We start from the raw sequence: 22,291 nt of genomic DNA on the forward strand, positions 1-22,291 counted from the left end.
TGTCATTATTGACAGATCTTTGACAAATTTTGGGGTGGAAACGATGACCTATAATAACTGGCTTGCATCCATCACTAATGTTTTGGAGAGCTACCATGAGCCTGCGGTGCTTTTGGATGAACACTATAATGTAGTGGCCTCTAACCAACACTATACTCATCGTTTTAAGCCCTTGCCTAGGGATGGTTATGCTAAGTGTTATGAATTGTCTCACGGTTATCAACAGCCTTGTGATATGGAGGGTGAGAGCTGTCCAATGAAAGCTGCGCTTGAGAGTGGCTCTACCTCGAGTGTTTTGCATATTCATAATACGGCGCAAGGCAAAGAGCATATGCGCATAGAGACCACTCCTATTACTGATGAACAGGAACGTCGTTACTTTATTGAAGTAATGAAGCCCGTCAGTGAAGTGAGTGCTGAACCTATCGCCAATAAAATGATTGGGCGAAGCCCTGCATTCAATAAACTGGTCGACCTGATTCAGCGAGTAGGCAAAACGGAAACTAGTGTCTTGCTGACTGGGCCGTCGGGTAGTGGCAAAGAGTTGGCTGCACTGGCTCTGCATGATGTGAGTCAGCGTACTCGGAAGCCTTTTGTTACGGTTGAGTGTTCTGGTTTGACCGACACACTTTTTGAAAGTGAAATGTTTGGCCATATTAAAGGGGCTTTTACGGGGGCAACGAATAACCGTAAAGGTTTGGTGGAGTCTGCACGAGGAGGGACTCTGTTTCTTGATGAGGTTGGCGATATCCCTTTGCATCTGCAGGTTAAATTGCTGCGTTTGATTGAAACGAGAACATTTCGCCCAGTAGGGGAGAGCCAATCCTATGAGGCTGACTTTAGGTTGATCTGTGCTACTCACAAAAATCTTCCAGAGATGGTTGCTGCGAATGAATTTCGTGAGGATCTTTACCATCGTATTAGTACCTTCCCCATTCGATTGCCCTCGCTTGCGGAGCGTAAAGATGATCTGCCTTTGCTGGTCAAAAGTATTTTGTTGAGGATTGATAGCGGTTCGCCTCTTAGGCTTGATAACGAGGCTATTGCGTTGCTGGAGAAGCAGCCATTTACAGGTAATATCCGCGAATTGAAAAATATTCTTGAACGAGCCGTTGTGCTCAGTGATAGACCAGAGATCAATGTTGCGACTCTGCAGCAGGCTTTGGCATTGAGCCTTTATGTGCCAGAGAATGCTAAAAATACACCACAAGGATTGTTGGCGTTGGCACAAGCTCGTTGCAGTCTGATAGAGGTTGAGCAGGCTTATATTAGACAGCTTCTGGCTCATTATACTGATAAGTCCGAAGTCGCAGAGATTGCTGGATGTAGTCTGCGTACTTTGTATAGAAAGTTAAAAGAGGGGGAGTGACCGTGCTTAATTCAAAGGTACTGAATCTTGTTTAGTCTTCCCCTATAAATAGGATGATTTATAGGGGGCTAACATGAGGTTAGCCCCTTAAATGTTTTTCTATTCTTCGTCGAAGTGATTTTCTAGCCACATAGCGTTGATAATACCAAAGCTACATGCCAGTAAGACGCCTAAAATCCAAGCAAAGTACCACATATATCTCTCCTAATAATTAGAAACGCTGTTCTGTTCAATAAATTCAGGTTCGATTCTGCGCCACATTTTGTAGTACCCCCACAAGGTGTAAATCAAAATGATAGGCACAAAGAACATGGCTACCCAGAACATTATCTCTAGTGTGAGTATGCTTGATGTTGCATCCCAAAGGGTTAAGCTGCTTGCCAAATCAGTTGAAGAGGGCATTACGAACGGGAATAACGTGGAGCCCGCTAGTAAAATGATCGCAGTAATATTGACTGCACTGAAGGTAAACCCCCATCCCGCTTTTCCATATTTTGCCAAGAGACTAACCAGTAGTGGTAAGACCACAGTTCCTGCGGCTAATAGCCATAAAGCAGGTAGCGTCGTAAAGTTAGCTAACCAGTTTTCGGTTTGAGCCACCTCTTTACTTAGTGGATTTGAACTTGCGTCAGAGATCACCTCAGAGGTAATTTCATAACCTGGAATCATCCATATAATAGCAGCACCCGCAATTAGCATAAGCACGGCTAATACAGGCCCAAGTAATGATGCGTATTTTTGCGCACGAACTTGAACATCACCCCCTGCGCGCATCTGTAACCAGACTGCGCCATGGAGTAATAGCATTGCGACACTTGCAAGACCGCAGACTAATGCGAATGGGTTCAGCAGTGCCCAGAATGAGCCTGTATAAGTTGAACGGGTTAGTTCATCAAAGTGGAAGGGCACCCCTAAAAATAGGTTGCCAAATGCCACACCAAATACAAGGGCGGGAACAAAGGAACCTAGGCATAAACCAAGATCCCAGTTATTACGCCAGCGTTTACTGTCCATTTTACTACGATATTCAAAACCTATAGGGCGAAAGAATAAAGCAAAAAGGACGAGCAGCATTGCCCAGTAAAAGCCAGAAAATGCAGTGGCATAGACTAAAGGCCACGCAGCAAAAATAGCGCCGCCGGCAGTGATAAACCAAACTTGGTTTCCATCCCAGTGAGGCCCAATAGTGTTGATGATAACACGTCGTTCTGTATCGGTTTTACCGAGCAGGGGTATCAGCATGGCAGCACCTATATCGAAGCCGTCAGTGACTGCAAATCCGATAAGTAGCACGCCGATCAGTAACCACCAAATGAGTCGCAGAGTTTCATAATCAAACATGTTGAGCTGCTCCTTTATTTTCATCTAGCGAAGGTTCGTTATCATAACGCCCGGTACCTAGAGCACTTGGGCCTTTGCGGATGTACTTAACCATGAGGAAAACTTCAATCACAAGGAATACGGAGTAAAGCGCCGCAAATCCGAAAATACTCATCCATAGGTCAGTTTCGCTGAGCGTTGAGGTCGCAACATAGGTGGGTAAAATCTCACCTATCGCCCAAGGTTGACGTCCAAATTCTGCGACAAACCAGCCCATTTCATTTGCGATCCAAGGTAGAGGGAGGGCAAACATTGCGAATTTAAGTAACCAACGTTTTTTGTACTCTTGGCGACGGGCTGTGTAGTAAAACGATAGGGTGAACAGAAGCAGCATTGTAAAGCCGCAAGCTACCATTACGCGGAAGGTCCAAAACATTGGTGCAACCTTCGGAATTGTATCTTTAGCTGCTGCTTTTATTTGCTCTTCAGTCGCGTCCACAACATCGGGCGTGTAGCGTTTGAGGAGCAGGCTATAACCAAGATCATGATTAACAGCAGAGAAGGCTGCTCGGTTTTCTGGCGTATCTTCACCATTACGCAGCTTCATCAATAGAGCATAAGCGTTGATGCCGTTACGAATACGACCTTCAGCATGCTCAATTAACTCTTTTATCCCCATGATTTCTTCATCGACTGATCGGGTTGCGATCAGACCGAGTACGTAGGGAATACGTACAGCCATGTCGGTTTCTTGGGTTTCTTCATTGGGTAAACCAAAGAGAGTGAAGGGTGCGGGTGCTTCGCTGGTTTCCCACTCGGCTTCCATTGCTGCCAGTTTAACTTTTTGCACTTCGCCTATTTCATAGCCGCTTTCATCACCTAAGAGAATAACCGACATGACAGAGGCGAGACCAAACGCTGATGCGATTGCAAAAGAGCGGCGAGCAAAGCCAATATCTTTATTTCTTAGCATGTAATAAGCGCTAATAGAAAGTACAAAGATAGCCCCTGTGACATAACCGCCGGATACAGTGTGAACAAACTTAACTTGAGCGACAGGGTTAAAAATCACTTCTGCAAAGCTACTCATCTCCATACGCATAGTTTCGAAGTTGAAATACGCGCCGACTGGGTTTTGCATCCAGCCATTTGCGATCAAAATCCACAGAGCTGAGAAGTTGGAGCCTATAGCAACAAGCCAAGTCACCCCTAAATGTTGTACTTTTGTTAGTCGATCCCAACCAAAAAAGAACAAACCAACAAAGGTCGACTCAAGGAAAAAGGCCATTAAACCTTCTATGGCTAAGGGCGCTCCAAAAATATCACCTACATAATGAGAGTAGTAAGCCCAATTGGTACCAAACTGGAATTCCATCGTTAGACCAGTCGTAACACCAAGAGCGAAGTTGATACCAAAGAGCTTACCCCAGAAACGGGTCATATCTTTGTATACTTGCTTGTTTGTCATCACGTAAACAGATTCCATGATGGCTAGCAAGAAAGAGAGTCCCAATGTTAGTGGGACAAAAAGAAAGTGGTATAACGCGGTTAAGGCAAATTGCCACCGTGATAATTCCACAACAGTTTCAGATACCATAATTAATACCTTTACTTATTGCCGATTCATTCGGCTATGTAGATGTGATAAATCTTAATTAAGCAGAAGCCGTGCCAGTTATTTCCTTGTAACTTAATAAGTTAAAAGAAAATAAAGTATACGCCTCGCCATTTTGGGTCGAATAGTCTTTTTTTTAGACATATTCAGCGCTAAGGTTCTTTTAATCTGTTCTTTTCTCGAACTTTGATGCTCGATTTTTACTTTAAACTGGGGTGTAACCGTGCAACATCACATCATATACGGGACGTATAAGTGACTTTTCCATAACCCAAGCGATTTCACTTTTATCAAGAGGGTCTACAACCGGGAAGGGTAATGTGGTCATGGGCTCTAGGCTATAATCAAACTCCCAAAGCATGGCGTGGCCAACATCTAAGATCATGGGGCAAGATGTATAACCATTCCATTGAGCGGTTAATGGCTGATCTGTGATTAATGCTTGTAAGTTTTTGGCAATAATCGGTAATTGAGATTTAACTGAGGCCGCTGTTTTTCCTATAGGTGTACCTACAGTGTCGCCTAGGCCAAACACATTGGGGTATCGTTTATGCTGTAGTGTGTATTTATCGACCTCTAAATATCCTTTAAAAACTGTTTCATCCACTAACTCTGACTCCCGTAAGCTTTTTACCGTTGTCATAGGCGGCACTATATGTATGAAGTCCCAATCCATAGTACGTTGTGAATTATCAGCTAAAGTAAAGGTTGCGGTATGGGCTGCGCTGTCCAATGAGGTTAGTGTCTGCTCATAATTTGGAGTGATTTGTCGCTCAGCCCAAATCTCTTGTAAGCGTTTATCAAATGCTTTAACTGCAAATAAGTAGTTTTCAGCGGTAAAGTATTCAAAATTAAACGCATCTCGATTACCGGCCTGGCGGACAAAATACTCTATTAGGTTTGTTGCTTTCATTGGAGCGCCTGCACATTTCATGGCTCCTTGGGGGCGAGTAAACAGAGCTTGGCCACCTTTGCTTTGTGCAAATGCTAGCGCTTGCTTGTGACTGGCGATACCTGCTTCAGGGCTTAGGTAAATACTCGCGATATTGCCTTGTCCAATTTCGTTGATATCTAAGCCTTCAATCATGTCGTAGCGTAGTTCTAAGCCTGTAGCAACAATGAGGTAGTCATAGTTGAGTGCCTGTCCTGATGAAGTAATTACTTGATTATTATCAGGTTTATACTCTCTTACGGCTTCTGAAATCCATTTTACTTGGCTGTCTAAATAGGTTTCATTATCTTCGATAACTTTATCTTTGCTTTTATAAGCACCGGCCAAGAGTAATGTTTGCCCAGGTTGGTACCAGTGATAGCCGCGTGGATCTACGATAGTGATCTCTGCGCCATTAAAATAATGTAGCAGCTTATTTGATAAGGCAAGACCACCCGCACCACCACCGGTAATAAGGATTTTTGCTTTTGTGTCAGTTTTGCTTAACTCCCAAGCACCAAAGCCAAACGCCCCGGCAACACCTAGGGCTGCTCCGGTTTTAAGTAAATTTCGACGATTAATGGACATAGTTATCACCTTTTTATAAATACTTTATAGGCTCTTGAAAGGGCTGAGAGTCTATGATTAATAGGCGTATCTGCTTTGATCAGAGCTGGCTGTTATGTTTTATCTTTAAATACTTAAAGCAGATTGCATGCCAGTTATATTCCTTTATGTTATTTGTATATAACTAAAGGCTCTTTGTGGAGATCCTGTCAACTTAGGCCGTTTTTTTAGCCTATATATCAGTTTGTTTGTGACATATATGGCATTTTATTTGCCATATTTTGTTTTTTAAGCGACCTGATTGGTCAACTAACTCAGCCTAAACCATCACTAAATATAGCTTTATGTTAAGTATATATCATATTAGTTATATCTTATATTTCGGTATTCTATTTTGAAGGCGTTTTATAGGTGCTATATGTATAGAGGCTATGGATAGGGGATTATGAGCCTGATCTAGAAAGCTAATCAGGCTCATTTGAAATACGGGGTTATCGCATATCAAAAAGTTCTTGATGGAAATTTTTTGAGGGTATGCCCTTGGCTTGAAAGTCTTTACGTAATGTTTGGCCTAAAAGCGCGGGGCCGCAATACCAAATACTGGCGGATTGCCAATTAGGTACGGCTTGACGAATTTTTTCGGGAGTTAAGCGCCCATCTTGTGGGGTTAGAATGAGATGCAAATGTACACCGGCGGCTTTTGCGTCGGCGCTGAGTTTGTCCATTGCTGTTTGATCGAAATCGCTAGTGGCATGAAAGAGATCGATCTGTTGTGTACCGGGGACTTTAGCAAGGTACTTCATCCGTGCAATAAAAGGGGTAATACCAATACCTGCTCCAACCCAAATTTGTTGAGGGTTGCTGTCACTGAAGTTAAAACAGCCGTAGGGGCCTTCAACCGTAACGGGTAGGCCGACTTTTAACCAATCACGTAACCGACTAGTCCAATCACCTAGTTCTTTGGTAATGAATGTTAATTTGTGTTCTTTATCATCCCATGCTGAGGCAATTGTATAGGGGTGAGCACCCTCTCTTTTTTTTGAGGTGACAAAGGCAAACTGTCCAGGCATATGTCCTTGCCAGTCGCGATTTACATCAATAGTACATTCAATAATTCTTAAGCTAGGGTAATAGGTAAGTGAGTCTACAACGCCTCGTGCTTTGCGTCCCTGTCCAACTTGGCCAGTCATCACTAATATCGCCGATAGTGTACCGCCCATGAGTAGAAGGGCGATGATGATACCAATCGGCTGAAGCCAGTAACTAAACTGGGTAAGAATTAAGGTATGGAAGGCGAGTACTAGATAAGCAACGGCAAGCCAGTTATGTACTTTGCGGAAGAGGTGGTAAGGAAATCGTTTTATCAGTGCTAACACTATAAGCACTGTTGCGGCATAGAATGCCCATTCACCGACAGATTCTGCTAGATGGCGTTGATCTCTGAATAATTGCTCTAAAAAGGGGAGTGATTGTGGGTCCGAGGATTTTCGCGCAGGTTTGGCAAGCCAGCCCCAGCCGACCATCCATTTAGTCCCCGTTGCCCACCACCAGTGGAGAATTGATGCGACAAGCGCTGTTATACCTAACCATTTGTGTAGTCGGTACATCTTATCTAGCCCGTGTAGTTGTTTCTCCATCCATGTTGATCGCAGGGTTAATATCATCGCCACACTCATTGCGCATATGGCTATTACGCCAGTGTACTGAATAAATACCGAGCGAAATGAGAAATAGGTAAAAGGTTCGGGGATGAAAGTGTCAGCTAGTAACCATAGGGCTGTTAAAACTAACAATAACCCCGCAAAACTTATTCTTAGTGCGTTCATTGTGAGTCCTTCCGATATAACTTAGGCAAATTAACGTGATTGCCAATAACGATAATGTGTAGCATTTGTGTCTAGAGCTGGCGTTAACCTATCCAGCTAACAAAACGGTTTTAGTGTTCTGTGTTAAGGCTGGGTATTTGAAGACATAGAGTAGTTTAGTAATGACTGTCCTCGTAAATTGATGTGGTTTTCTTTGATGAGTGTAAAGCCTGATTTTTTGAAGAAGGGCATAGCAACTTTACTGGCTTCTACATGAAGCCGAGTTATCTTTTTCTTTTGAGCGACCATGCGTAGGTGTTGTAAGAGTTGGCTGGCTATTCCGGAACCTTGGTGCTCAGGATGTACGTAGAGACAGTCGATATGTCCATCGCTCTCTAGTTCTATAAAGCCAATAATGCCGTTGTTTTCCAGCGCTACAAATGGCTTTTTCTCCAATAAACGCGCCTTCCAGTCAGTATAGTCAGGTGGTGTAGGAGCCCAAGCCTCTAGCTCTTCTTTTGAGTAAAACGATTGCTTGATAGCGTGCACAGACTTATGAAATAGATTAGCTATCTCAATATAATCGGATGGTTGATAGGATCGAATATGCATGAATATGACAGGTGTAAAGTCGTAATTATACGATGTTGGCAGGCGCGTTGTCTTGAGGATTAGTTGCTGCAGCTCAATTAAAGGGGCATTAAGACAAGGATATTACCGTGTATAAATATGCCTTGTAGTGTCTGTGGCTAAACTAAAACTTGTCGAGTGGTCGCAATATAGTGATGAACTTCACGTTCAATCTTTGGCTCAACCATCTCTTGTGGTCGACAACCGTTAGGGCAGGCCATATTGGGTGTAGTGCCAAATAATCGACAGATGAGAGGGCGCTCCCCATAGACGGTGCAGCCATTGGGACCTAAGTGGACACAATTAAACTCTTTTAAGGCTGCATCATGTTCGGCATCCGATTTAACCGGTAGGCGAGAGATCTCTTCCGATGAGGTGGTCACCGGCCCGCAACAATCATGGCAGCCCGGTGTACACTCGAATGTAGGAATACGTTGACGCAGTCGTGCGATAACCTCGCGGTCATTATTCATGGGTGCTCTCTTTTTATCTCATTGATTATTATGGTTTTATACCTAAGGTATGAGAACCCGTTATTCTATTCGTTTGTGTTATATTTTAACCGATTACTGGCACCACTGTAGCTCACATGGAATACCATTGTGATTACTTTTAGCTATTTATCCGATGTCATTTTTAGTACGGTTCTGTCGTGTTTTACAAAGTGATGGTACAAGGCTGCTAAAACATGTCCCAATATTAGAATCCACACTAACCAAGCGCCGAATATATCTTTGTGGATAAAGTCGACCGGTTTTTCGAACTCTTTAAATGTGAGTCCTAAATTCTCCTGCACTAAAGATATGAAGATAGGGGTATCTTCAAACTTAGGTATATCGAATAAAAAGAAGTATTCCGTAGCACCTCCAGTGCCTAAATAGCCCGTGAGAGGCATGATGATCATAATGGCATATAGTGCATAGTGGCCGGCACGGGCAGCTTGATGTTCTAAGTGTGTACCTGGTTCTGGATTAGGTTTGCGGTTAGTTATACGCCAGATAATACGCAGTGCGACTATGACAGCAATGGTCACACCAATAGAAAAGTGCAGCTGAAGCACCGTCCAGTTTTCAGGTGTTTTGTCCTCGGTAAACCAACGCCGAAAGTAGACAGTGATATAAGCGCCTAAAAAAAGAATCGCTGTCATCCAATGTAACCATTTTGCTATTGAGCCGTAGTTTTCAGCGGTGTTTCTGATACTCATTTAATACTCCAAGATGGTTATTGTGCTGGCGCTGTATGTTATAACTCGACTTATGAAATGTCGCGTATAGGAGATCTAGACTGAAAGCCGTTTTGGGAAAAGTTGTTGTATTTTATGTAAATGGTGGCGAAATAAATAGAAGCTAATTGAGTGATCTAAGAATTATATTTAGATACTTGACGTTAGCTAATTCATACCCAGCCTCTTATTTTAGCTGAAAAATAAGGTGAAAATGTAGTTGTAAGTAAAACAATAGGCCAAATATTTCCCTCCTTAAACAGATACGCTTCAAATAACTGAGGCCAAGATTGACCTTGGATTCGTCCAAAAATGAACTCGAAAACTAAGGTCATGCTGAGCCAGCTGAAGCCAATTAATAGATAGGTTGTTGTCTGTCTTTGTCCAATCCAAGGTAGAGTAGCGTAGGTAACAAACATAATAGCTAGAGCTAAAGTTACGCCACTTAGCATAAGTCCAGTGTTACTGCTTAGCATGGGAATGAAAAAAGTTTCACGAACAGTACCGTTGACTATTGCCAGTAATAGTATGCTCAGCCATATAGTGAATACTTTAAAAGTGATGCTCTGAGTCAAGACACCTCCCATCAATGTAGCGCGGAGTTCCCACCAGCTTTATACCTATATTATTTTCATGAGTATATAAAATATAAGGTGGAAATAATAAGGTTAGTGAGGGTTCCAGAGCGATCTGTTGCGAGGTGGCTATATTAAAACATAGCCGTAATCGTGGCTTGCGAAACGTGCTATCAGGCAATAATTCTCTCTTATTGCCCTTCACGCTACCCAAAAGCCACGCTGTATTGCTCTTAATGCTACGGTTATGCGAGGGCTATGTTAGCTTGGTTTAGATTTCTTACTGGATTAGATTGAGCCATAACATTTTGCTTAATAGTGGTTGATGATGTGCGAGGGTTATACAGTACTTGACGAATCTGCTTGCCTGCTGATTTTAGATAAGATTCAACCGCAAGATTATGAGGTGCTTTTCCCCAATCTTCACCAATTACAAAGATATCTGCATTTAATGCTTCACAACCGGAAACATATTCAAGCTCATCGTAAGGGCGCACTATATCAACGCAGCGCAAAGCGCTTAGCATCTCCATTCGCTGTTCTAAAGGAATAACAGGAACGTTAGGTTTATAGGAATTTACAACACGATCTGAGGCGACGCCTACGGCGAGCTTGCCCCCTAAGGATTTGCAGTACTCAAGTAAAGCAAGATGTCCAACATGTAATAAATCAAACGTACCAACGGTATATACAATCATATTTTATTTAGCCTTTGGGAAAAATTATTAATCAGTGTCGAGTGTTAACGACAGTTTTATGTGTGCCGTGGTTTTTTAGAAAAGCTTCCACGTATAAGTGGCTGTTATTACAAGCGTATAAATAGTAAGTAAAATAACATTGCGGGGATTGCCAGAAAGTTTAGGGGTCTTAATTTGAGACACGTTGAGTATGGCCAGCAATAGGGCGCTAATATAGAAGATAGCGCTGAATATCTCGCTTGGAATAAGGCTTTCTAAAAGGAAGATAAAAACTAATAGAATATTATTGTTATCCAGTGCGAGCCCTGTGTATTTAGACTCATCAGATAAACCAAAAGTACTAAAGTAGCTTAAGCGTATAGCGCTGGCAGCAAGAATGATAAAAGCGATGGGTAGAAAAATGGGATTAAATTGGCCGTAGCTCAGCAAAAGAATAGCGGGGGTGACGCCATAACTGACAATGTCGATGACGAGATCAAGCTGACCTCCAAACATGCGGTCACTGCCTGTGCGTCCTTTCATTCTGCGTGCTATTAATCCATCGGCCCAGTCAAACGCCACAGCCCAGATCATGCCGATCATTGCCGCATAAAAAACGCCAATAATACTGAAGTAGATCGCTAACAGTGTACAAGCTAATCCGGCAAGTGAGCATATATTGGGCAGATCTTTAACATAGGAAATAATGGCAGGTTGGAGTGTTTTGTTTTTCTCAGTATCTGTAGTCATGGTGCTCCTAAGTAGGAATAGGTATAAATCAAAGGCGCACCGATCACGCAAAGAGCGTGAGCAAGATCACTTTGTTCAAAGGAACAGAGTTAAGCTAATTATCTGATTTTTCTCATTCAAAGAGAGAAACGCAAACAGTGGGTGCAAGAGTCTGCTCTAGTTGCTCGTAAACAATCTAGAGGATCAATAAGGAGGATAGAGGCGTGTTAGCCAGTAGGCTCGATAGAGGAGAGTGTACTCAGCCACTATACGCTTTATTGGGGGGGAGGCACAGACGTTTGTTGTTTAATATGCGGTACTGTGAGTTAGGCAGGTTGTTTTTTTAAGTATGAATTTGAATGCTTAATGGCATATGGTCGCTTACACCAATCCAGTCTTTTCGTTGGCCGATAGCTATGCTGGCTTTTTCTAGTATGTCTTGAGACATAAAGGCGTAGTTAATATGGTAGGGTTTTTCTTTGTTTCTTTGTTTCTTTGTTTCTTTGTTTCGTTGTAGGAAAAAAGTTGGAGTTGTTTCTTCTCCTTGGGGTTCATTAAATTGCCTATGGTATAGGCTACTTATTCCAATCTCTTTTAGCTCCGAAATGACATCGCTATGGTTCCACCAACGATCTGGTTTATCCCAAATTGCATTGCTATTTAAGTCACCTAAAATCATTGTTTTTTGATGGCTTAGTTCCTTTCTATGTATTTGTATAAATTTCCAAAGCTGTCCTATATAGCCAAAAACTGGAGAATTGTTGCCTTTGGTCCAAGCAGCCAGAACTGTGATTTCATCATTAATAAGAAAGGGAAGGAATAAATTTAAGTCTGATGTTTTCCAGTGAGTAGACTGGCTATTGGCGTTTAGGTTTGGGATTTTAAATTCACCTTCCCACTTGAGGCATTTAACGGTGTTTCCTTTTTTGGGGAAAATCCCAATACCTTTGTGTTTTGAAGTTCCTACCCATAAATAATCGCCCGCCCACTTACGGTATTCGTTGCTTGATTGGGCGGGGTCTTCGCATTCTTGAATGATTACTATATCGACATCGAGGAGTTCAATATTAGGTACTTTCTTTCTAAATGCGCCATTGCAGTTCCAGGTTACAATTTTCATTTGAGAATTAACTTATCCATTGCTTTTAGGCTTGTGAGGCGGCTTACTTTATCCTGCAAATGGGTGTTTTTTTTCCTCATGTTCATCATCTTCACCTTCATCATTAATCCAGCGTAGAGCCTCTAATAGCTGGGTTAGTTTGTAGTGACGTACCTCACCCTGCATGAGACGTTTGGATATTTGTGTTGCCCAATCCATCCATTGTGCATCGCCGACTATGGCCATGCGGTGCAGGTCATTTGCATGAGCTACGCCGAACTTCAGGTCTTCCCATAGCGCGCCAGCCTCAAAGCCTGAAAAGTCAGGAGCGAATGTGATCAGTAATCGCACCTCTGGATGCGTGTTTTTGACATGTTCAAATAGAGGGATAAATGTTTCGGTATAGTCTTCTTGGGTTAGTTTGTCGTTGGCCTGTAATACGATGATATCGCCAGTTGTTTCAGGAAGAACGTAAAGCATAGAGGTATCTTTTGTTAATGGGTGTGATTTCATTATAAAAGTAAAATGAATAGGGAGCTAATTGATAATTTTTAGCTGTATAAAATTCATAGCAAAACGAAAACTGCTCAATTGCAAAGTGTTGATTGCATGGGTATTGTTAACGACTTATCTTGCCGCACATAAGTGCAGATTAGATGGTTTTAATCATTTGATCCGGGAAGTTGGTGCATCTAGGTTTTAATTAGCCAAAGGTAATCCCAACACTGCCCCCGCAACGGTAAATTGGTTAAGGTGTTTTGTATGCCACTGCATTAAGCTTATTAACGTTTAAATACGTGCTATTTAGGTGATATGTGGGAAGGTGAAATACCCGAGACAGTGTTTTTTATAAGCCCAGTTTCGCCAATGAGTCCGGATACCAGCGAGATAAACATATTTACCATGGTGTTGCGGAGGGCTTCACCGAGTAATCGTTCAGTTGGTCTGAACATACTTATCCTCCCAACTCCGACACATAACTTGTTGGAGATTTTTTTGTGCTTAAAAATGTACTTTCTTTGGTGGTTATTAGTTTAGCCGCATCTCTTTTTACCTCTACGGCCCAAGCCCACTTTCAGATGGTGTATACCCCTGATCTATTACGGGAACGTGGTGGACTAATTAACCTAAAACTACCCTTTACTCATCCTGCTGATAGTGGCTATGTAATGAGCGTGGAGCCACCTGAGCAGTTTTATGTGGTTAAAAAAGGTAAAAAAACTGATCTATTAATGGATGTTAAAGCCTCGAAGTGGACCAGTGCTGAAAATACAGGTGACGCTTACGAAGTAGATGTGGCGCTTCGTGGCTTAGGCGATCACCTTTTTGTGATGCAGATGGCTCCCTATTTTGAAGCGTCTGAAGAGGCCTATATTCAACAAATTGTTAAAACCATTGTTAATGTTGGTACGCTACCAACTGATTGGAATAAAGATCTAGGTTTAAGTGCTGAAATTGTTCCATTGACTAAGCCTTATGGCATTTTAGCGGGTGGTACATTTACCGCTGTAGTAAAAAGTAGAGGTAAGCCTGTACCTTTTGCAGAGATTGAGGTTGAGTATGTTAATTATGATCCAGATATGAAGAATAATCGTTTTTCTGCACAAGCGAATATGGATCTTCCCTCCGATCTTTTTATCACGATGACTATATTCGCTGATGCTAACGGTACGTTTACTTTTGGTATCCCTAAAGCGGGGCAGTGGGGTTTTGCAGCATTAGGTGTAGGTGAAAAAACAGAGTTTAAAGGTAAAGAGTTATCTCAAGATGCGGTGATTTGGGTGCAAGCGCATGAGATTCGCGCTTCCGATAAGTCCGCGCAAAGTGATCTGTCTAACTAGGTAACAAGCTCTATGCATATTGTTGATGGCGCGTTAGCTGTTCCTGTTTTAGCGGTAGGTGCGGCTTTAACTGTAGCGGGTGTTGCTATAGGTCTAAAGAAAATGGATTATGATCACTTACCTCAGGTAGGTGTCTTATCCGCTGTGTTCTTTATCGCCTCTTATGTTCATCTGCCAATAGGTTTTTCCAGTGTTCACCTTATTTTGAATGGCTTAATTGGCCTCGCATTAGGGTGGGCAGCCTTTCCTGCTCTTTTAGTCGCACTGTTTTTACAGGCTGTTTTCTTTGGTTTTGGCGGCTTTTTAGTCTTGGGCGTCAACGTAGTTAATATCGCGTTGCCGGCTGTTATGGTTTATTACCTATGTGGGAAGGGTATTAGCTCAAGCTCGCCTAAAGTGGCGGCTGTATGGGGTGCTGCTGGCGGCGCTGGAGCGATTGTGCTTACTACGGTGATGGTCGCGTTCTCCTTAATGCTCTCGGGTGAGGCTTTTCTTTTAGCAGCAAAAATGACCTTTGTAGCGCACATTCCTGTGATGATTGTTGAAGGATTTGTGACTGCGGCGGCGGTGTTGCTTATTCGTAAAGTAAAACCTGAGTTCCTTAATATTAAGGAGTCTTCAGAGTATGCATAGATTAATTACGATATTGTTTTTGGGGTTATGTTCGCTCTCCGTTTCAGCCCATAACGTGGTTGGAGGTGTTTATGCTATTGGTAATCAGATCGAGGGTGAAGTTGGTTTCTCTAACGGTGACATGGCTGCTGCAGGCACGCTTATTAAAGTGACGGATGCTGAAGGTAATGAGCTTGCGAATATAAAAACCAATGATGAGGGACTGTTTTCCTATACAGCTACGCGACGTATAGATCATTTTTTCTTCGCTAATTTAAGTTCAGGTCACCTTTTAGAATTAACGCTACCGGCTGCTGAGTTACCGGATAGTTTGCCTAGCGAATCAGTGACAGGAGTAAACCTAAGCCCTCAAACGATGGAAGTCGTCGCCCCCTCTGTGATCTCTAGTGACCAGAAAACCTTAGAACAGATGGTCGAAAGGGCCGTAGCAAAGCAAGTTATTCCGCTTAGAAAAGAGCTTGCTGAATATAAAGAAAAGGCGTCGCTGCAAGACGTAATAGGTGGGATAGGTTATATCTTTGGATTATGCGGAATTGGTATCTGGTGGCGTCAGCGTCAACTGGATAAGCAGAGTAAAGGCTGATCTGATGCCTCAGTTTTTAGAGCATAGCGGCACCTCATGGAAAGGGCAGAAGGTTAAGCATGATCTATCTGTGATCGATAAGCTCGATCCGCGCCTGCGTGTGATAATGGTGACGTTGTTTGCTTTTGTAACTGTGCTGTCGGAAAGCTTTTGGGTATTAAGTTTAGGGGTGTTGGTTGGGCTTTTATTAGCTCTGCTTGCTCAATTAAATGTCAAGCGGACGCTGCGGCGAGTGATTGCAATGGATATGTTTATGATCTTTCTGGTCATTATGCTGCCCTTTACGACACCAGGTGAAGCGCTATTTACCGTGGCGGGATTATCCGCCAGTACTGCGGGTTTTCTACATGCGTTGATGATATTGCTAAAAGCCCATGCGGTAGTATTGTCGTTATTGGCGCTGGTAGGGACGCTTAGTGCAACCACTTTAGGCCATGCCTTAGCTCATTTGCGAGTACCTGATAAACTTGTGCACTTGCTGCTTTTTACTGTGCGTTATTTGGATGTGATTGGGCAGGAATATAAACGTATGCGCCGAGCGATGCAGGCCCGTGCTTTTGTTTTACGAACTGATATGCATACATGGCGTTCCATTGGTTATCTTATTGGTATGCTCTTAGTACACTCTTTGGAGCGCTCGGAACGCATTATGGATGCAATGAAATGTCGGGGTTATAAAGGCCAGTTTTATCTGTTTGATGATATGGCATTAGGTACCCATGATTATCGCTTTATGGCGCTGTTCCTTCCTTTTTTATGCGGATTGATTGGGCTTAACTTTTTATGAAAATTTTTTTATGAGTGAGCGATCAATGGTTGAGTCTGAGTTGTCTGGTAAGTCTACAGCCCCTTTGATTCAGGTGAGAGGCTTGAGCTATCGCTATCCTCGCCGAGGGCTCGTGCTGGACGATGTGGATTTTCAGCTTAATCCGAGTGAACGTGTTGCTTTAACGGGGGCTAATGGAGCGGGAAAAACGACTTTATTACATCTACTAGTGGGCCTTAAAAAAGCAAAGTCAGGTGATATTTTTGCATTTGGTGAAAGTCGAAAAGAGGAAAAGTCCTTTGTTGATGTGCGTGCCCGTGCCGGTTTTTTGTTTCAAGACCCGGACGACCAGCTGTTTTGCCCGACTGTTTTAGAAGATGTGGCCTTTGGCCCCTTAAATCTAGGCAAGAGCCGCGAAGAGGCTTTAAAGATTGCTACTAATACATTGGCTTCGTTGGGGATGGCTGGATTTGAGGAGCGTATTACCCATCAGTTATCAGGTGGTGAGAAACGTATGATTACTTTAGCTTCTGTATTAGCGATGGAACCTGAAGTGTTGCTGTTAGATGAGCCGAGTAATGCATTAGATAGTAAAGCGCGTCAGCATTTGATTGATACATTAAAAACCTTACCTCAGGCGATGATCATTATCTCCCATGATAGTGATTTCTTAGCGCAATTAGCTACGCGAGAAGTCCGGCTAGAAGGGGCTAAGTTAAATCTTGTAGAGAAACGTAAGCTTGATACTGTCGGGTTGGTGGAGAAAAGTAACCAATGATTGCTGTTGCGACGCCGTTACTTAATTCGAACTTCCGCTGGCTTTTTTTTGGTCAGCTAGTTTCGCTATTAGGTACAGGATTAACAACAGTAGCGTTAGCGCTGTTTGCCTTCGATCTTAAGCCCAGTGATGCCGGTTTAGCCTTAGGTGTTGCTTTAGCCATTAAAATGGTCGCTTACTTGAGCGTAGCGCCTATAGTCGGTGGTTATGCCAACCGTTTGCCGCGTAAAAAGTGGTTAGCTAGTTTGAATATGGGGCGGGCGATATTAGTTGCACTGCTACCGTTTTGTGACGCGATCTGGCAGTTATTTGTAGTGATCTTCTGGTTAAATGTTATGGCGGCAGCTTATACGCCGGTGTATCAAGCTTTGTTGCCAGATATTCTTTCTGATGAGAAAGAGTATACCCAAGCATTGTCGCTCTCTCGTTTGGCAATGGAGGTGGAAAGTCTACTAAGCCCAGCACTTGCCGCCGTTATTATACTTTTCACCTCTTATGAGTGGTTGTTTGAGCTTAATGGCGCAGGGTTTGCGCTATCGGTTGTTTTTATCTATATGGCTAAACTACCGAGTAGCAGGAGTAATGACCGAAGTGGTGGTCTTTGGCAGCATGTTAGTTTTGGTATAAAAAGCTACCTGAGGACACCTCGACTATGTGCCGTATTATTGCTTAATTTAGCCTTATCTGCTGCGGGTGCGATGGTTATTGTTAATAGTGTTGTGTATGTCCGAGGCGTTCTTGGTTTATCGGAAGAGCAGGTGCCCTTACTGATGGTATCTGCTGGTTTGGGGTCTATGTTGGCTGCGCTTTATCTTCCCTCTTTGTTAGAACGTTTTCATGATCGTCCGGTTATGTTATTTGGCGGTGTTATTATCGTGGTGGCGCTGTTGGCAGGCATTGTTGGGCCTAGTTACTTAGGTTTGTTTCCTATTTGGTGTTTGATTGGTGTGGGGAGCAGCATGATTTTGATTCCGACAGGACGTGTCGTTCGTCAGTCATGCAAAGAAAGTGATCGTAATGATTACTTTTCTGCTAACTTCGCCCTAACTCATGGGATGTGGTTGATTGGTTACCTTCTAGCGGGTGGCTTAGGCAGTGTACTCGGTATGGAGCAGACGTTTATCTGGTTAGCTGTATTGGCTGGCATATCGACGTTGTTAGCGAGTGTTATCTGGAAAAGCCATGATCGCTATGAGCTTTGGCATGAACATTCCGAGCTGGAGCATCTCCATCCCCATACCCATGATGAGCACCATCAACATGAGCATGAGGGCTGGGAGGGAGCTGAACCACATACCCACCCTCATTATCATAAGCATCAGAAACATCGACATAAATATGTGATTGATGAGCATCACTCTTATTGGCCGAAACAATAAGGTTGGATACCCAAAGGATGTGGTCCTTTTTGTATCTTAGGTTTTTCAATCTGGCATCACCTCTCGGATAACGGGATGTTAAAGGTAGATAGATGAGTAAAACAGGTTTTCCATTTAGCGCGGTTTTAGGCCAAGACGATTTTAAATTAGCACTTATATTGTCTGCAATTAATCCTGCTATTGGCGGTGTTGTTATCAGTGGGCCGCGCGGCTGTGCAAAATCTACATTGGCGCGAGGATTGGCTGATCTATTACCTGTTTCAGATGATGAGGGGGAAAAATCAGCTGATTTTGTGACCTTACCTTTAGGCGCTAGTGAAGAGATGTTGCTCGGGACTTTAGATCTTGAGCATGTACTCAATGAAAAAACGGTGCGTTTTAGTCCAGGCTTACTGAGTAAAGCCGATGGTGGTGTGCTTTACGTTGATGAGGTTAATCTGCTACCAGATAATCTGGTTGACCTATTACTTGATGTGGCCTCTTCAGGGGTAAACCGTATCGAACGTGATGGTATTAGCCATAGCCATCGCTCCGAGTTTTTATTAGTCGGTACCATGAATCCTGATGAAGGGGAGTTGCGCCCCCAGCTCCATGATCGTTTTGGACTGTCAGTTGATCTGGATAATCAGTATCTACCCACAGAAAGAGTCGAAATTGTTAAGCGCCGAGAACTGTTTGAACGCGAGAGGGAGCAGTTCTGTGAGGCCTACAAAGCAGAGCAAGAACAGCTCCTTAAACATATAGAATCTGCACGGGTACGGCTAAACAGTATCAGCTGTGATGATCTACTACGGCTCGAAATTGCGGAGCGTTGTAGTGCGGCGCAGGTGGATGGTTTAAGGGCTGATATTGTTTGGTATAGGGCTGCAATTGCTAATGCTGCATTTCATCAACGTACTGCTGTTACTTTGCAAGATATAGATGATGTTGAAGCCTTAGTGTTAGCCCATCGACGTAAGGTAGAGCCGACGTCCTCGGATAAACAGCCGCCTAGTTCCTCCGAACAAAATAAGCCGCCATCATCACCTCAAACACAACATAGATTTAAACGACCGGATGATAGTCATCGTGAGCGGGGTGAAGATGGACAGAAAAATTCAATAGAGAGTTCCGGTGGGGAGGGGGATTGGGGCCCAATGTCAGCTCAAATGGAGCAGCAGAAAACGGCTGATATAACGCTAAATGTAGAGTCCGTTCAAGCAAGTGGGACGATGGCTCGATCATCTTCTAAACCAAATGCGTTGACTATGTCTGAATCGAGCAAACGGCCGGATTGGTACGCTACTTTAATATCCAGCCTGCCTAGCTGGCCGCCAGAGAAACTGCGTTTTAAACCGAAAAAACAGTCAGACGATATACTGCATCTCATATTATTAGATACCTCTGCATCCACATTGCAAGCAGAGGGCTTTGCTCATGCTAAGGCTGCACTGCTGCAGATCTCCCAGCAAGCGTATATAGCAAGGGAGAAAATTACGCTCTTTGGTTTTGGTAATAGCCGTGTTGACCGCCTACTGTCAAAGGTGCGTGCACCTAAAGAGCTCAGAGAGTGGTTGGATCAACTGAGTGCTGGCGGTGGGACGCCGATGCGTGCTGCATTTTTAGAGGCGCAAGTTTATTTGCAAAAATTACTCCGTCAAAACCCCCAACTACAGATCCGCAGTTATGTTCTGACTGATGGCCGTAGCAGTAGTTCTCTGGAGGGTGTTCAGCTCCCAGGTGAATTGGTATGGATCGATACTGAACTTAGTCAGATTAAGCGGGGCAAAGGTCCGCGCTTTGCCCAAACATTAAACGCAACCTATTTATCTTTAGCTGGAGCATATTAATGAAGACCCATCAGGAACGCATGGCGAAAAAGAAAGAAGTGATCGATAAACGCATCGCCAGTGCCACTGAAGAGCGTGGCGTTTTAATTCTCCTTAAAGGCAACGGTAAAGGTAAAAGCAGTTCAGCTTTTGGCACTATGGCGCGCTGTGTCGGACATGGAAAAAAAGCGGCAGTGATTCAGTTTGTGAAAGGGCGTACAGAAACCGGTGAATATAAGCTGTTCCGTGATCATGAATTAATTGATTGGCACGTGATGGGCCATGGTTTTACGTGGGAAACCCAAGATAAAGAGCAGGATATAGCTGCGGCGGAAAAAGCTTGGCAGATAGCGGAAGCGCTCTTGCAAGATGATCGTTATGAGATGCTGGTTTTTGATGAGATGAGCTACATGTTCAAATATAAATACCTTGAACTAGCTCCAGTGATTGAAGCCCTAAAAAATAGGCCTAAAAATCAAAACGTAATGATTACAGGTCGGGTAATGCCCGAAGGGTTAGAAGAGATAGCGGATACCATCAGTAGTATTAGAGATGAGCGTCATGCATTTCGTCTAGGGGTAAAAGCACAAGCGGGAATTGAATACTGATGACCGATCTATCCACTTCTGTTTTGTGTCCTGCGTTATTTCTTTCTGCGCCAAGTTCCGGTGAAGGAAAGACGACTATTACAGCGGCGTTAGCGCGTTACTTTACAACTCAAGGTAAAGTGGTAAGGGTTTTTAAAACGGGCCCTGACTATTTAGATCCGCAAATTTTAGCGCAGGCTTCAGGGCAAGATGTTGAGCAGCTAGACCTATGGATGGCTGGGGATAAGTATTGCCAGCAAAAACTATTTGAAGCGGCTCAAACGGCTGATCTTATTCTAGTTGAAGGGGCGATGGGGATGTTTGATGGTGATCCATCAAGTGCAGATCTAGCTGCCCGTTTTAATATCCCTATAGCTATAGTGATGAACGTTAAAGGGATGGCTCAAACGGCTGCGGCCTTAGCGATGGGCATGGCGAACTATCGTGATGATGTGAAGGTTGCAGGTCTTATTGCCAATAATTGTGGTACAGAACGTCATGCTGAGCTGATTCGTGATGCCTTACCTAAAAACCTACCATTATTAGCCACATTAGCAAGGGATCCTGAGGTCGCTTTACCTGAACGCCATTTAGGTTTAGTGCAAGCAGATGAGGTGCGCGATGAGCTTGAGCAGCGCTTTACTTTAGGTGCTCAGTGGATCAAAGGCCCGTTGGCCGAGCCGAATGCAATTATTGATCTGCCAGAAGCGGTTGAATTTTTTAGTGCAGAGATCGCTCCAGTGGCACCTTTGTTGGTGGGTAAAAGGATTGCGATCGCTAAAGATGCAGCCTTTAGCTTTATTTATGATGCTAATTTGCGTTTATTGCAGGAGATGGGTGCAGAGTTAGTGTTTTTCTCCCCTTTATTTGATCAGCAGTTACCAGAGGCTGATGCGCTCTGGTTACCGGGAGGTTATCCAGAACTGCACGCTAAAGCACTGTCTGAAAATAAGGCTATTAAAGAGCAGATCAAAAGATTCCATCAGTTAGGTAAACCTATTTTGGCTGAGTGTGGTGGGTTTCTTTACTGCCTTGAAGATTTAACCGATTTGGGTGATCAGGTATACCCCATGAGTGCAGTTATTGCAGGTCATGGCGCGATGCGCGGAAAACGGGGGTGCCAAGGAATGCAGACGGCTATGTTGCCAGAAGGGGCTGTACAAGCGCATGCGCATCACCGTTCTCGTAGTCATGCAACACCGGAGCCTATCGCCTATGGTAAACGCCAGCGACATCCAGCGCCGGGAGAAGCGATCTATAGAGAGCAGGGGCTAACCGCTAGTTATTTACATCTATTTTTTGCCTCAAACCCTGAAGCGATTGCCGCTATCTTTAGTGGTCAGTATGAATCAAAAACGGATTAAAGGTTAATGCGAT

At 43.6% G+C, this 22,291-nt stretch carries 23 protein-coding genes and 1 riboswitch; of the genes, 10 read left to right on the forward strand and 13 right to left on the reverse strand.

Features of this window, described 5'->3' with window-relative positions:
- Positions 1–43: 43 nt before the first annotated feature.
- Entirely contained in the window at positions 44–1,369 is a 1,326-nt protein-coding gene (locus Q4492_RS07005; RefSeq protein WP_303416532.1) for a sigma-54-dependent Fis family transcriptional regulator, read from the forward strand.
- A 99-nt stretch (positions 1,370–1,468) separates the two neighbouring features.
- Here the strand turns inward: Q4492_RS07005 and cydX are convergent, their stop codons facing one another.
- The 13 genes from cydX to Q4492_RS07070 all read right to left on the reverse strand — a co-directional run bounded on the left by cydX (position 1,469) and on the right by Q4492_RS07070 (position 13,019).
- Entirely contained in the window at positions 1,469–1,564 is a 96-nt protein-coding gene (gene cydX, locus Q4492_RS07010) for a cytochrome bd-I oxidase subunit CydX (protein WP_067861767.1), read from the reverse strand.
- A gap of 9 nt (positions 1,565–1,573) precedes the next feature.
- Entirely contained in the window at positions 1,574–2,710 is a 1,137-nt protein-coding gene (cydB, locus tag Q4492_RS07015) for a cytochrome d ubiquinol oxidase subunit II (protein ID WP_303416533.1), read from the reverse strand.
- Complete coding sequence (locus Q4492_RS07020; protein WP_303416534.1) at positions 2,703–4,286, reverse strand: cytochrome ubiquinol oxidase subunit I; 1,584 nt, start codon at positions 4,284–4,286, stop codon at positions 2,703–2,705. Before Q4492_RS07020 ends, cydB begins: the two co-directional genes overlap by 8 nt.
- 223 nt (positions 4,287–4,509) lie before the next feature.
- Positions 4,510–5,823 carry an FAD-dependent oxidoreductase gene (locus tag Q4492_RS07025; protein ID WP_303416535.1) on the reverse strand — a complete coding sequence of 438 codons (1,314 nt, stop codon included), beginning with the start codon at positions 5,821–5,823 and terminating at the stop codon, positions 4,510–4,512.
- A 470-nt stretch (positions 5,824–6,293) separates the two neighbouring features.
- On the reverse strand, positions 6,294–7,628 hold the full coding sequence (locus tag Q4492_RS07030; protein ID WP_303416536.1) for a ferric reductase-like transmembrane domain-containing protein: 1,335 nt from the start codon (positions 7,626–7,628) through the stop codon (positions 6,294–6,296).
- A 123-nt stretch (positions 7,629–7,751) separates the two neighbouring features.
- Positions 7,752–8,219 (reverse strand): GNAT family N-acetyltransferase, encoded by a 468-nt coding sequence (locus tag Q4492_RS07035; protein ID WP_303416537.1) that lies wholly within the window; start codon positions 8,217–8,219, stop codon positions 7,752–7,754.
- A gap of 137 nt (positions 8,220–8,356) precedes the next feature.
- Positions 8,357–8,710: a YkgJ family cysteine cluster protein gene (locus Q4492_RS07040; protein WP_303416538.1), complete on the reverse strand. Its 354-nt coding sequence runs from the start codon at positions 8,708–8,710 to the stop codon at positions 8,357–8,359.
- Positions 8,711–8,853: 143 nt separating this feature from the next.
- Positions 8,854–9,441, reverse strand: a complete 588-nt coding sequence (locus Q4492_RS07045) for a cytochrome b (protein WP_303416539.1) — start codon at positions 9,439–9,441, stop codon at positions 8,854–8,856.
- Positions 9,442–9,632: 191 nt separating this feature from the next.
- Positions 9,633–10,034, reverse strand: a complete 402-nt coding sequence (locus Q4492_RS07050; RefSeq protein WP_303416540.1) for a hypothetical protein — start codon at positions 10,032–10,034, stop codon at positions 9,633–9,635.
- Positions 10,035–10,279: 245 nt separating this feature from the next.
- Positions 10,280–10,732 (reverse strand): adenylyltransferase/cytidyltransferase family protein, encoded by a 453-nt coding sequence (locus Q4492_RS07055; protein WP_303416541.1) that lies wholly within the window; start codon positions 10,730–10,732, stop codon positions 10,280–10,282.
- A gap of 75 nt (positions 10,733–10,807) precedes the next feature.
- A complete protein-coding gene (locus tag Q4492_RS07060) occupies positions 10,808–11,461 on the reverse strand; it encodes a phosphatidylcholine/phosphatidylserine synthase (RefSeq protein ID WP_303416542.1) in 654 nt (217 codons plus the stop codon).
- Between the two features lie 322 nt (positions 11,462–11,783).
- A complete protein-coding gene (locus Q4492_RS07065; RefSeq protein WP_303416543.1) occupies positions 11,784–12,560 on the reverse strand; it encodes an endonuclease/exonuclease/phosphatase family protein in 777 nt (258 codons plus the stop codon).
- A 48-nt stretch (positions 12,561–12,608) separates the two neighbouring features.
- Positions 12,609–13,019, reverse strand: a complete 411-nt coding sequence (locus Q4492_RS07070; RefSeq protein WP_303416544.1) for an STAS/SEC14 domain-containing protein — start codon at positions 13,017–13,019, stop codon at positions 12,609–12,611.
- 160 nt (positions 13,020–13,179) lie between these two features.
- Positions 13,180–13,443, forward strand: a riboswitch (cobalamin riboswitch).
- A gap of 94 nt (positions 13,444–13,537) precedes the next feature.
- On the opposite strand from Q4492_RS07070, the gene Q4492_RS07075 reads away from it, so the two are divergent.
- The 9 genes from Q4492_RS07075 to Q4492_RS07115 all read left to right on the forward strand — a co-directional run bounded on the left by Q4492_RS07075 (position 13,538) and on the right by Q4492_RS07115 (position 22,278).
- Positions 13,538–14,380 carry a DUF4198 domain-containing protein gene (locus Q4492_RS07075; RefSeq protein WP_303416545.1) on the forward strand — a complete coding sequence of 281 codons (843 nt, stop codon included), beginning with the start codon at positions 13,538–13,540 and terminating at the stop codon, positions 14,378–14,380.
- Positions 14,381–14,392: 12 nt separating this feature from the next.
- Entirely contained in the window at positions 14,393–15,013 is a 621-nt protein-coding gene (gene cbiM / locus Q4492_RS07080) for a cobalt transporter CbiM (protein WP_303416546.1), read from the forward strand.
- A complete protein-coding gene (locus tag Q4492_RS07085; protein ID WP_303416547.1) occupies positions 15,006–15,596 on the forward strand; it encodes a hypothetical protein in 591 nt (196 codons plus the stop codon). Before cbiM ends, Q4492_RS07085 begins: the two co-directional genes overlap by 8 nt.
- Positions 15,597–15,600: 4 nt before the next feature.
- A complete protein-coding gene (cbiQ, locus tag Q4492_RS07090; RefSeq protein WP_303416548.1) occupies positions 15,601–16,383 on the forward strand; it encodes a cobalt ECF transporter T component CbiQ in 783 nt (260 codons plus the stop codon).
- A 10-nt stretch (positions 16,384–16,393) separates the two neighbouring features.
- The gene (locus Q4492_RS07095) at positions 16,394–17,140 is read left to right on the forward strand and encodes an energy-coupling factor ABC transporter ATP-binding protein (protein ID WP_303416549.1); all 747 of its coding nucleotides are present in this window, start codon (positions 16,394–16,396) and stop codon (positions 17,138–17,140) included.
- On the forward strand, positions 17,137–18,519 hold the full coding sequence (locus Q4492_RS07100) for an MFS transporter (RefSeq protein ID WP_303416550.1): 1,383 nt from the start codon (positions 17,137–17,139) through the stop codon (positions 18,517–18,519). Before Q4492_RS07095 ends, Q4492_RS07100 begins: the two co-directional genes overlap by 4 nt.
- A gap of 92 nt (positions 18,520–18,611) precedes the next feature.
- On the forward strand, positions 18,612–20,348 hold the full coding sequence (locus Q4492_RS07105; RefSeq protein WP_303416551.1) for an AAA family ATPase: 1,737 nt from the start codon (positions 18,612–18,614) through the stop codon (positions 20,346–20,348).
- Entirely contained in the window at positions 20,348–20,935 is a 588-nt protein-coding gene (gene cobO, locus Q4492_RS07110; protein ID WP_303416552.1) for a cob(I)yrinic acid a,c-diamide adenosyltransferase, read from the forward strand. The genes Q4492_RS07105 and cobO overlap by 1 nt, the downstream gene beginning before the upstream one ends.
- Positions 20,935–22,278 carry a cobyrinate a,c-diamide synthase gene (locus tag Q4492_RS07115; RefSeq protein WP_303416553.1) on the forward strand — a complete coding sequence of 448 codons (1,344 nt, stop codon included), beginning with the start codon at positions 20,935–20,937 and terminating at the stop codon, positions 22,276–22,278. The genes cobO and Q4492_RS07115 overlap by 1 nt, the downstream gene beginning before the upstream one ends.
- Positions 22,279–22,291 lie beyond the last annotated feature (13 nt).

Origin of the sequence: Neptuniibacter sp. 1_MG-2023 (assembly GCF_030547185.1) — a bacterium.
In the GTDB taxonomy this organism is placed as follows: domain Bacteria; phylum Pseudomonadota; class Gammaproteobacteria; order Pseudomonadales; family Balneatricaceae; genus Neptuniibacter.